The sequence below is a fragment of the Staphylococcus sp. 231237_7MaSpsaltlick genome (assembly GCF_043107035.1).
This window is the reverse complement of the sequence record NZ_JBICNX010000005.1, coordinates 60,472-72,128: the sequence shown is the minus strand read 5'-3', so window position 1 is coordinate 72,128 and position 11,657 is coordinate 60,472. Positions and strand designations below refer to the sequence as shown.

Sequence of the window (11,657 nt, the reverse complement as noted above, 5' to 3'; positions counted from 1 at the left end):
GTCGCACTTGCTAACTTACTTAAAATTCAATTTCTTTGAAGTGTTCAACTACTGGAAAGGGCTCATAAAAATGGTGTAATAAATCTTTCCATTGTTTATATTCTGAAGAATTACGAAAGCCTTTTGTATGATCTTCTAGCTTTTCCCATTTTACTAACAATAAATATTTGTTACTTTCCTCAAAACATTTGTTTAATGAATGGCTTATATAACCGTCCATAGAGCTAATAATTCCTGATGCTTCCTCAAATGATTTTTCAAAATCAAATTCCATGTTTTTCTTAACTTGTAACATAGCAGATTCTAATATCATGAATTATCCCCTCACTTGCTTTTTCTACTAAACATTTTAAATTGATATAACTTTTTCTTAACGTTTTAACTGTTTCTTATAATTATTAACTACTACATTTTTTTATAATTATCTGAGTCGAGTTTTTTAGTCAATTCATCTAATTTTTCTTTTGAGCTTGTCATAGAAAGTTCTTCAGTGGTATCGTCTTTAACAAGTCTATTATCTTCTAGCTTATAATTTTCATATCCTTCATAACTATATTTAACTTCTGAATCAGTAAATTCACCTGTTTCAGTAATTTTAGTCGTTGTAATAAGCGTTAGATTTGTTGGTTCAATATCTGAAACAGGCGTTACTTTTTCACTTTGTTTATCTTCGTCTTCATATGAATAAATACTTCCAGAATTTCCATTTTGAACTTTATAATAATTACCTATATTTTCTGTATTATATTTTCTGTATTCGCTACTTTCATACGCTTTATTAATTAACTTATTATTTTTTTCTAGCACCTCAGTGATGTTATCAATATTATTAATATCTTTTAAATCTTTAACCTTCACTTTGTAAGATTTACTACCGCTGAAAGTGTTGGAACCACTGTTATTTATATCATCTACTAAATCTTGAGGGATTTTTAGATTAAGTTCTTCACCGTTTTTTAAATTTCCATTATTAGGTACTGTGAACTCATAATTAGAAAGTGACAAATCTTTTAATACTTTTGGTGCGTCTTTACTTATTAAATTAAATGAACCTGCGCCATTTACACCAGTAAATTTTGGTTTTAAACCTTCAAATAAATCTTTGGCTGTTAAATTTTTAGGTTCTTCTAGCCCTTTCACTTTAAATTCTTTTGTGAATTCCTTGGCTTTCAATTTATAATCTTTTGAGATACCTTTTTTGATTTCTAATTTAACTTTGACTTTGTCCCCGTTTTTCAAATCGGTATCGTTATGTATATCAAAATCTACATTTTCCATGATTTTTGATGCTTGTCTAGCTTGTTGTTGTTCTTCATAATTTAAATTTTCTTCTTCAATTTCTTCTGTGTTATTACCCTCAATCATCTTAATTACTTCTTTGTTTTTGAAGTTAGATTGTTTTAATGCACGTACATAAAGCTTATTCATAACTTTTTCATAGGAGTCATCTGTGATTTCTGCTGATCCTGATTTATTGTAACCACTAAAATCAACTTTCACATCATCCTCAACACTTACTTTATGGTTTTTCACTATCAATGTTGCGATAACAGTGATAATAATCACCAAAATTAATGCTCCAATCAAAAACCATTTAAATCTGTTTAAAAAATTTTTTATCTTCCCCATAATAAACCTCCAATTTATTTTCATAATAAGTTTATCTTTTATCAATACAATAATAAATAGTTTTTTGATTTTTATTAATAAATTTTATGATTAATTATATTATAGATGTTTATTTTCAAATGTAATCATTTACTCTAATAAAAAGATTTTCTTAATAATCATTAAGCTACTCAATATAATTTGAATGTTTAAATTTACCAATTGCTATAGAAACTTAAAAATTATTATCTTTAAGTAATATTTATTTCGAACAAATATTATGTTAAACTTATTTAGTGTTTATTTTTAGAAATATCAATTCCCAATTTTATTTTTAAAAATTTATAAATAGTTATACTTAAATTTTTTCATTAAACATAGTAAAGAGGATTATTTGCATGAAAAAACATATTATTGAATGGGTACTTTCTATACTTATAGGTATTGCCGTAGCTTTACTTATTAATACTTTTATTTTTACTAGATACACTGTTAGCGGGAGCTCAATGTTCCCCACGTTCCATGACCACGACGAATTAATCGTGAATAAACTTTCAGTTCCTTTAAATAAAATACATAGAGGAGATGTAATTGTTTTTCACGCAACTAAAGATAAAGACTATATTAAAAGGTTAATTGGGATTCCTGGAGATAAGGTGGAATACAAGGAAGATAACTTATACATCAATGACAAGTATATTAATGAACCCTATTTGGATACTAATAAAAATAGCAAGTCTACCAAATATCTTACTAAAAACTTTAATGTATCTGATTTGAAACATGCTAAAAGTCATCAAACAATCCCTAAAGGGAAGTATTTGGTACTAGGAGATAATAGATACATAAGTAATGATAGTAGAAGGGCTTTAGGATTAGTTCCAAAAGATAAAGTTATTGGCAAAGTAAGTTTTAGGTTTTTACCTTTAAAAGATATACAAATTAATTTTTATCCTACTAGTTTTAATAGTATAAATGATTAATTAGCCTTTGTATCTTTTGTTGAATTAGAGTTCATAACAATAAAAGTATTTATCATCAAAATTGTCACAGATGGTCTCATTTTTAAATTTAGAACTATTAATTTTCATCACTTATTTCATACTGAAACTCATCAAAAAGTTATTTTTATTTTTACATAAGATCTTTTAGGTTTCTATATCAACATTCTAAAATTTATTTTGCGAAAGAAGTGACGTACAGTGGAAGGTGAAAAAACATTCACTAAATTTATTTTACTTTTCGTATATGCAACTTTATTTACACTTAATGATTGGTATGACAAATTAAATATTTTTACGCTTATACTGTTATCCATTATTTTAGGAGTTGTAACCCATTACGTAGTAGAATTAGTTTTTGACAAAATAGAAAAGCATCAAAATAACTAACAACAATTAGATTTTTATATTAATTTACTGCTTAATAACTACTTATAATCCCTATGAAAAGAGGTGTATAAAAGTGTCGCCCAAAATTTTAGTCGTTTTATTAATTTTGCTATATCCAACATTTATTAAATTAAAAAATAAGAATAAACAACATACTTATAATGATCTAAAAGAAAATAAGTTCGGTAACTAAATGAACCTATTTAAACAGTTAATCCCCTCACTACATATATACAGCAGTGAGGGGATTAACATTACTAATCAATATATTTCTCTTTTATTTTAATCAAACGCCTTTGTTTTAATATCATGTTTATTTAGAAATTGCTCTACTTTTTCCTGTTTTTTTCCATTAACTCTATCTTTATATTTAGCATTCAGATCTTCAATTTCTCCTACAGCTTTTAATTTTACCTTATCTGAATGTGCCTCATTTTTCGTTTCGTTTACTTTATCATTAATTTTACTCATTAATTCATTCACAGAAGTTACATAATCACTAACTTCAAAACTTCCTTTTTCATATTGTTCAGGTATTTGATTTGATTCTATAAAATGCTTAAAGTTTTCATCATTCTTGTGAGCCATTTTTGTTAATCTATTTAATTTTGCTTGATCCTTCTCACTTAACTCATCTCTCTCACTCATTTTTGAAGTGTTTTCTTCCAACGCGTTAAACGTTTCTAAATATTGCTTAATACTTGAATCCATTTCTTCTTCACTAATAGTTTCATCTATTTTCTGACTTGAAAATATTTCAGTTGGTGTTTCTGTCCCTTGTGCTTCTTTATCAGGAGTTTCATATTCCGATTTAGCATTATTACAAGCTGTTAATAGTAATGTTACCGCGATTAGTAATGAGTATTTTAAAACTTTCATTATCAAACCCTTTTTTCCTAAAATATATTTGTTACGATTATAACATATTAATAAACTATGTTATTGTGTATATAGTATTTATCACAAAATATTATGTATTTTATAATTATGATTAACATTTAAAGTTTAAAGAAAAATAAATTGCTAATTCTTTGATGATAAGTGAAGCATTTTTCCTATAAAAAATTTGTTTGATTTATCTATTATTTATCACTTTACTTTAAGTACAAACAACTAGCATTTTCCATAAACTAAATTTAAAGAAAGCGGTGAAGATATGACTACTAAAAATATCAAGTACCCTTACGCTAAATTAATGATTGATATAATAGGCATACTTTCCTTTATTGGCGTGGTAATTAATATAATTATAAATTTCTATAGATATAAGCGTAATACTACTTTTGAAATGGGCTTTAATGTCACTGGCAGTAGCTTTATACTTTTATGTGCCTTACTTTGTATTACCATTTTTTGTGCCATGGCTTCAACTATATTTAAAAGAATAAAATAAATTCCTTGTTAAAAAGCTCCTCGAAATCGACTATAAAGATTCCAGGGAGCTTTTCTATTCATATTATGTCATATAATGACTAAAGTTTATAAATTTTAACTCGATCACTTTTAAAACCAATTAGTATGATGTTCAACTTTCTAACTAGTCAAAGAAATTCATTAATGTCATTACTAAAGTCAAAGCACAAGCAATTAGAATGACTGTCTTACCTTTTTCTGTTTTCTCATTTCCTTGTTTGTACTCTTTTAGTACAAACAACCAAGAAAGTATCACTAAAATACCTAAAATAATACTGATAAATTTCATTTTTAATCCTCCAGTTATAAAGCATAACGCTTAAAAACTAGTTTTTATGCACATCGACCCTATATCTTTATTTTTAAGCCCTCTCTTGTAATCTGCATATTGAGTTTGTGAGATTATACATGAGCATTTGACCATTTCTACCTTTTATAAATACAAATGGTCAAAATAAAAATTAAATACAGTTTAATCGCTATCCTATTGTTGCTTATTTCTAATTTTTTAGGCTTAAAAATGCTTAGGTAATGTTTTAACAACTGTAAATAGTACAATTGTTTGGATGAGCAGCATTATTACCAAACCTAGTCTGATTAATGAATGATCTATCATAATAATCGAAAATCCAACAACAATATAAACACTAATCAATAACTTAAATTTATTTTTCAAAGTATAGCCTTTGTTGTTTTTAAAACTCTCTACATAAGTTATATAAATTTTAGTATTTACTAACCAGTTTTCAAATCTCTCCGAACTCTTGGAAAAACAAATAACAGCAACTAACAAAAATGGCGTTGTAGGTAATAGCGGTAATACAGCTCCTACAAAACCAATAATTGTAAATAATACACCCATAGTAATTAAAAAGTATTTCAAAAAAACACTCCTAAAGTTAATTAATTCCAATTATAAACTAATTTTATGCCTTTTTGAACTTTAGACTTCAATCATAGTCCAAATTCAGCAGTAGATATTCAATCAGCAGTTATGAACACTACAAAGATTTACTTGAGCCATTATTACATAATTTCTAGGTAACTGAGATATATCTTTGTAGAAAATCGATGTTTTTCTTCTTAAATTTATATAAATAAACTGGTCTACCAATGCCATAAGTGAGTGACTCTTCAAGAATATCTATTTCTACTAAAAACTTTAAATATTTGCGTACAGAGACTCTAGATATATGTGCCACTTCTGCAATTTCTGACGTAGAAAACTCACTCTTTTCTGATTGATTCACGTTATTAACAATCGCTTGTAATGTACTCTGTGTTAAACCCTTAGGGAGTGTTGCTTTAGTCTCATTAACAGCATTGCGCTTATTAAGTAGCGCCTCATCTAACGCGGTTTGATCTACTACTTCACGTTGATTAAATATTTGAAATTTATTCTTATATTTAACTAATGCTTGTTCAAATCTTTCAAATTCAAAAGGTTTAATTAAGTAATCGACTGCCCCATAATGTAGCGCAGTTTGAACTTTTTCTATGTCTGAGGCCGCTGTAATTAAGATTGCATCTGTTTTTAATTGATGTTGACGTATATAATTAAGTAACGTCAAACCACTTTCATCTGGTAAATAGACATCTAATAATACTAAATCAACCTTCTTACATTGAAGTATTTCTGTGGCATCTTTAATGTTATATGCGATATCGTTTATATTAAATCCTGCTATTTTTTCTAAAAATTGTTGGTTTAATTGAGCGACCATCGGATCATCTTCAACAATTAATACATCAATCATCTTTTACCCTTCTTTCAATCATATGGGATTTCAACTATAAATTTAGTGCATCCATCCAAATCTTTATCGACATTAATCGAGCCATTGAGCTTCTTAACACTTTCTTTTATTAAATATAGACCATACCCTCTGTTTTTTCCTTTTGTAGAGTAACCTTTTTCGAAGATCTTATGTTGCATATGTGTTGTTAGACCTTCTCCAGAATCTGTTATATCAAATTTCAAATTTTGTTGTGTATAGTTTAAATTAACTTTAATTATTTTGTCATTCTGATGTTCTAAAGCATCTATACTATTATCAATTAAATTACCAATTACGGTAATAATTTCATGTGTTAAGCGACTATCATGAGGTTCGGGAACCACTTCATTTATGTGAATCGTTAATTCTATATTTTTCTCCCTAGCCAAACTCAGTTTACCAATTAGAAACCCTGCCAATGCCGCATCTTTAATTTGTGTAGCAATATTAACATTTTCTTGAGCACTATAACTCACAATTTCTCGAATATATTGTTTTACTTCCTCATAATTTTCCATTTGTAACATGCCCATAATAACATGTAACCTATTACTAAATTCATGAGATTGTGCTCTTAAAGTTTCCGCATAAGTTTTCACCCCAACTAGCTGTTCGGATAATCTATTCATCTCTGTTTTATCTCTGAAAGTTGAAATTGCTCCAACGATTTGGTTATTAACATATAGTGGCACTCTGTTAACTAATATTTTCACGCCGTTAATATTTTGTTCTTCATCAACTTGAGGTTGTCCAATCTCTACCACTTTATCTAATTGAGTTGAATCCAAATATTCATTTATTTTCATGCCGATTGGATATGCAGCTAATCCCGCTTTTTTAAATATTTGTATAGCCGATTTATTTACCAAATTAATTTTACCCTCTTTATCTACTGCAACGATACCTTCATGAACAGACTGCAACATCGTATTTCTTTCCTCTAATCGTTTCGCAATAATTCCAGGTTCTAAACCATGTAATATCTTTTTAATATACCTCGCCAATAAGTATGCACCTACAATGCCGAAAAACAAACCTATAATCAGACCAATACAAATATCTTTCATTCCCGATGCAAATGCTTCATTTACAGTTTCAATGGGTATACCAACTGCGACTATACCAATCTGTTCCCCCTCATCATAAATTGGAGTAAATGACCTTAAAGATTTGCCTAAAGTTCCTTTAGATTCAGTTATTATTTCTTTCCCTTTTAAGGCTGGTGATTCATCTCCTCCTTGAAATTTTTTACCTATTAAATCAGAATTGGGATGCGATTTTCTTATACTATTCATATCCATAACAACAATGAAACTGACGTCTGTCGCTGCCTTAATTTCAGAAGCATAACGCTGTATTTGTTGTTCCTTACTTTTATCTTTCAAACCCCTTTTAACAATATTAGATTGTGCCGTTGTGCTAGACACAGCTTCTGCCTTCTCTTCAGCAGTTCTATGAATAGAATTTTTAACAGTATTTCCTATTAAAATACTAGTAATAACTAAAGAAATTAGCACAACGATACATACAAAAATAATAATTATTGTACTTAATTTCCATTGTCGTTTCTTCAAATATCTCACCTTCATCACATTAGACGCTAAAACATCAATATATCTTAACTTTTTATTTATTAATCACACTAAATTTATTTATAAAAACTATATTTATAAATAGTTAGCTAAATTTATTTTTATCTATTCAATTAATATTAAAATATATACGCATTTTTTGAAAGCCCTTACTCCAATAAAAATGAAATATTAATAAACTCATCGTATATTCATAATATATAATCCTACAACAGAATATATATTCAATTCCATCGCAAATTATGTATACGTACAAAAAAACTATTCATTATTAAAGTATGCTTTTGTGCGAAAAGCGATAACTGTAGCGTACAGCCGAAGATTGAAGAAACTCACGAAAAATATACATAATAATTGCACAAAAAAACTGCCAACAAAGTCGGAGACCCTGTCGACAGTCTAGAAGATGTTAATAATTTAAGTGACTAACACCTTACTTATTCTAAATTTGCATGGTTTTGTTGCATGGTTTCTTCATCTATTTTTAGTTCCGTCATTAAATCTAAAACAATACTATCTAAGAATATTTGCGATGCTTGTTCGAATAAACTGCCCAATGGTTGAGCTGAGCCTTCTGCATCATATTTGGTACCTGCTGGCAACTCAATGATTGCATTAGTCAATTGGCCAATTGGCGAATTAGGGCTTGTCGTTAATAAAACAACTTCAGCTCCAACACTTTTAGCTTTATCAGCTAAAATTTTCAAGTGTTCGGTTTTTCCTGAGCCTGAAATAATCACAAATAAATCTTCTGAAGTGACGGATGGTGTCGTTGACTCTCCAACAACGTACGCATATTTACCTAATTGGTTTAAACGCATGGCAAAACTATTAGCTACAAAGCCAGAACGGCCTTTGCCAGCAACAAAAACTTGTTTCGCTTTAACGACCTGTGCTAAAAATACTTCAGCTTCATTATCTTTCACATGTGAAAGGGTATGGTCTAGTTCGTCTAAGATTAGACGGTAATTTGTAATTTCAGTCATATTATCTGCCTTCAATCGCATCTTTGCATTGTTTTGCAGCTTCTACTGGATCATCTGCATTAGCAATACCGCCACCAACTACAACTAAATCTGGTTCTTCTGCTACTACTTCTTTAATTGTATCTGGTTTGATACCACCAATTACTGCAACTTTAGAACTTTTAATTACCGACTTCACTTGGCGTAAACTTTCTAACGGTGATTCACCTTCAGCTTGTAAGTCGTAACCTGTATGAACTGCAATATAATCCGCACCTAATTCATCTAATTCTTTCGCACGTTTTTGTAAATCTTGTACTGCAATCATATCGACTAATAATTCTTTACCGTGTTTATGAGCTTCTTCTACTGCAGCCTTGATTGAAGCGTCTTCAGCAACACCTAAAATAGTTACTACATCTGCACCAAATTTCACCGCTTGGCTCACTTCATAATCTGCTGCGTCCATAATTTTAAGGTCAGCTAAAACTTTAACGCCTTCAATATTATCATTTAGATGTTGTACTGCTGGTAACCCTTCATTTATTACAATCGGTGTACCAATTTCTACAATATCTACATAATCTTTAACTTTATTTGCAAGCTCTGCCGCTTCCTCTTTGTTTAATAAATCAATTGCTAGTTGTAATTCCAAAATGATCATCCCTTCTTGAATTAGATTATCAAAGCCTCATTTGGCTATGCTTACGCTTTAAAATCTTACGCTTAAAATGTTTACCCTTTTCTGTATGATTAAAACTCACTCACTTTAATCTAGGTGCTGCATCATCATCAACATAAATTTCTACATTGGGGTGTGCATGCAATATGGTAGCTGGAACTTCACTGTTCACTTCATTTTCAGCTAATTTCTCAATAGCTTCTCTTTTCTTCTCTCCAAATGCCAGTAAAATAATTCTCTGAGCTTTTAAAATAGTAGAAAGCCCCATAGAAATAGCTTGTTTTGGTACTTCAGCTTCATTTTCAAAATAACGACTATTCGCGTTAATCGTACTTTCTGTTAAATTTACAATATGCGTTGCGCTGTTCACATCTGTACCAGGCTCATTAAAACCAATATGTCCATTTTCACCGATGCCTAATATTTGAATATCTACTGGACCTTGTTGATTAATCAAATATTCATAGCGCTTTGTTTCTTCATCTAAATCCACTGCATTACCATTTGGAACATGAAGTAATGACAGATTAAAGTGAGGATAACGTTTGAATAATACGTTATTCATATATGTGTGATAACTTTGTGCATGATTTGCATCAAGCCCTACATATTCATCTAAATTAAATGTTTCTATTTGCGATACATCTAATTTATTTTTCTTTAATAAGTCGACTAAAAATTTATAGACCCCTATCATGGTACCACCTGTAGCCAAACCTAATTTGCTATGACATTGTTGACTCATCTGTTTATATAATTCGCAAGCTACATAAAAAGAAGCATAATCTCTTGTTCCAAGATTTGTTATTTTCATAAACAAATGCCCTCCTATTAAGATGATTAAACTACTACTTTATACTATATACAATCACACTACTCATTATACGTTTTTTTATTCGTTTTAACAGAAATTGAATTTTAGAACTTACACCTTAAAAAAATTCATAAATTAATTATATTAAAATGAGCAGAGTTATACATTTCTATTGCTGTTTTTAGTAGAATAGATAGATAATCAAAATTACAGTACAATTCTTGTATATAAAATTTACTTTTCAGGTGGCAAATGTACAAAAGTCGGTTTAAACTAGACTGTAGATATCTTTTTGCGTACATTGTTTGTACTAAATTTAAATCAAATGAATTTTGTAATGTTGGGTTTTGAAAGCAAGGAGGCAAAATTTTGGAAGAAATAAATCATGAAAAAGTACAATCTTTACTTTCTTCATATGAGCATAAACCTGTATACCTACACGTCGAAACGACAAATGGTGCTTACGCTGCACACTTTGACCAATGTGTATTTAATGCGGGAACCTTTTTAAGAAATATACAAGTGACTTATGAACATGCGCAACTGAAAGGCGGCAACAAAGATCCTTACCGCGTTGGACTAAAATTAAAAGATAATGGTTGGGTTTATGTTCAGGGGTTAACACATTACGAAGTAAATGAAAATGACGAGTTTCTATTAGCGGGATTTAACTATGAAGGTCAATTAGCTGCTGCTTTAGAAATAAGTACTCAACCATTTAAAGCTTAAGGAGGGCATATTATGTCAGAGGAAAGCCAAGTATTAGTAATTTTTCCACACCCAGATGATGAATCATTTTCATCTGCGGGCACACTCGCACGTTATATCGACAATGGCGTTCCGGTCACTTATGCATGTTTAACACTTGGGCAAATGGGTCGTAATTTAGGTAACCCACCTTTTGCAACACGTGAAACATTACCGGACATTAGAGAAAAAGAATTAGAAAATGCCATGGAAGCAATAGGCATAACTGATTTACGTAAAATGGGATTAAGAGATAAAACGGTTGAATTTGAACCACATGACGAAATGGATGCTATGGTTAAATCTTTAATTGATGAATTACAACCATCTGTAATTATTTCGTTCTATCCTCAGTTCGCTGTACACCCAGACCATGAAGCTACTGCTGAGGCAGTCGTAAGAACAGTTGGTCGTATGCCAGCATCTGAAAGACCACGTTTACAACTTGTAGCATTTAGTAATGACGCACCTGAAAAATTAGGTGAACCTGACATTCTAAATGAGATCAGTGATTATAAAGAGGTAAAACTTCGTGCATTTGAAGCACACGCATCACAAACAGGACCATTTTTAGAGCAATTAGCAACACCTGATGTCCCTGGAGAAGTGCACAGTTTCTTAGAAGTAGAACCTTATTGGACTTATAACTTTGAATCTTAAGTGGAGG

14 protein-coding genes are annotated in these 11,657 nt (G+C 29.9%); 4 read left to right on the top strand and 10 right to left on the bottom strand.

Annotation, left to right across the window (positions count from 1 at the left end; translation table 11 throughout):
* Positions 1 to 19: 19 nt before the first annotated feature.
* Together ACF91D_RS10965 and ACF91D_RS10960 are read right to left on the bottom strand one after the other, a co-directional pair.
* Complete coding sequence (locus ACF91D_RS10965) at positions 20 to 313, bottom strand: antibiotic biosynthesis monooxygenase family protein (protein WP_119605171.1); 294 nt, start codon at positions 311 to 313, stop codon at positions 20 to 22.
* Positions 314 to 405: 92 nt separating this feature from the next.
* Positions 406 to 1,629, bottom strand: coding sequence for a hypothetical protein (locus ACF91D_RS10960; RefSeq protein ID WP_327620811.1), 1,224 nt, complete (start codon positions 1,627 to 1,629; stop codon positions 406 to 408).
* A gap of 377 nt (positions 1,630 to 2,006) precedes the next feature.
* Here ACF91D_RS10960 and lepB point away from each other — a divergent pair, with 377 nt between their 5' ends.
* On the top strand, positions 2,007 to 2,591 hold the full coding sequence (gene lepB / locus ACF91D_RS10955; RefSeq protein ID WP_327620812.1) for a signal peptidase I: 585 nt from the start codon (positions 2,007 to 2,009) through the stop codon (positions 2,589 to 2,591).
* A gap of 690 nt (positions 2,592 to 3,281) precedes the next feature.
* On the opposite strand, the gene ACF91D_RS10950 is transcribed toward lepB, so the two are convergent.
* Positions 3,282 to 3,878: an NDxxF motif lipoprotein gene (locus tag ACF91D_RS10950; RefSeq protein WP_327620813.1), complete on the bottom strand. Its 597-nt coding sequence runs from the start codon at positions 3,876 to 3,878 to the stop codon at positions 3,282 to 3,284.
* A 277-nt stretch (positions 3,879 to 4,155) separates the two neighbouring features.
* Between ACF91D_RS10950 and ACF91D_RS10945 the strand changes: the two genes are divergently transcribed.
* Positions 4,156 to 4,392: a hypothetical protein gene (locus ACF91D_RS10945; protein ID WP_327620814.1), complete on the top strand. Its 237-nt coding sequence runs from the start codon at positions 4,156 to 4,158 to the stop codon at positions 4,390 to 4,392.
* 144 nt (positions 4,393 to 4,536) lie between these two features.
* Here the strand turns inward: ACF91D_RS10945 and ACF91D_RS10940 are convergent, their stop codons facing one another.
* The 7 genes from ACF91D_RS10940 to nagB form a co-directional block, all read right to left on the bottom strand.
* Complete coding sequence (locus ACF91D_RS10940; RefSeq protein WP_326025312.1) at positions 4,537 to 4,701, bottom strand: hypothetical protein; 165 nt, start codon at positions 4,699 to 4,701, stop codon at positions 4,537 to 4,539.
* A gap of 225 nt (positions 4,702 to 4,926) precedes the next feature.
* Positions 4,927 to 5,295, bottom strand: coding sequence for a YbaN family protein (locus tag ACF91D_RS10935; RefSeq protein ID WP_107543199.1), 369 nt, complete (start codon positions 5,293 to 5,295; stop codon positions 4,927 to 4,929).
* A gap of 154 nt (positions 5,296 to 5,449) precedes the next feature.
* A complete protein-coding gene (locus ACF91D_RS10930; RefSeq protein WP_119586130.1) occupies positions 5,450 to 6,169 on the bottom strand; it encodes a response regulator in 720 nt (239 codons plus the stop codon).
* Between the two features lie 14 nt (positions 6,170 to 6,183).
* Positions 6,184 to 7,764: a DcuS/MalK family sensor histidine kinase gene (gene dcuS, locus ACF91D_RS10925; protein ID WP_069792783.1), complete on the bottom strand. Its 1,581-nt coding sequence runs from the start codon at positions 7,762 to 7,764 to the stop codon at positions 6,184 to 6,186.
* A 455-nt stretch (positions 7,765 to 8,219) separates the two neighbouring features.
* Positions 8,220 to 8,768, bottom strand: coding sequence for a 6-phospho-3-hexuloisomerase (gene hxlB / locus ACF91D_RS10920; RefSeq protein WP_327620815.1), 549 nt, complete (start codon positions 8,766 to 8,768; stop codon positions 8,220 to 8,222).
* Position 8,769: 1 nt separating this feature from the next.
* Positions 8,770 to 9,402, bottom strand: a complete 633-nt coding sequence (gene hxlA / locus ACF91D_RS10915) for a 3-hexulose-6-phosphate synthase (protein WP_039068910.1) — start codon at positions 9,400 to 9,402, stop codon at positions 8,770 to 8,772.
* 109 nt (positions 9,403 to 9,511) lie between these two features.
* Positions 9,512 to 10,243, bottom strand: a complete 732-nt coding sequence (gene nagB / locus ACF91D_RS10910; RefSeq protein ID WP_318760340.1) for a glucosamine-6-phosphate deaminase — start codon at positions 10,241 to 10,243, stop codon at positions 9,512 to 9,514.
* A 369-nt stretch (positions 10,244 to 10,612) separates the two neighbouring features.
* Between nagB and ACF91D_RS10905 the strand changes: the two genes are divergently transcribed.
* Positions 10,613 to 10,972 (top strand): YojF family protein, encoded by a 360-nt coding sequence (locus tag ACF91D_RS10905; RefSeq protein WP_392437018.1) that lies wholly within the window; start codon positions 10,613 to 10,615, stop codon positions 10,970 to 10,972.
* A gap of 12 nt (positions 10,973 to 10,984) precedes the next feature.
* A complete protein-coding gene (bshB2, locus tag ACF91D_RS10900; RefSeq protein ID WP_039068915.1) occupies positions 10,985 to 11,650 on the top strand; it encodes a bacillithiol biosynthesis deacetylase BshB2 in 666 nt (221 codons plus the stop codon).
* The last annotated feature ends 7 nt before the right edge of the window (positions 11,651 to 11,657 follow it).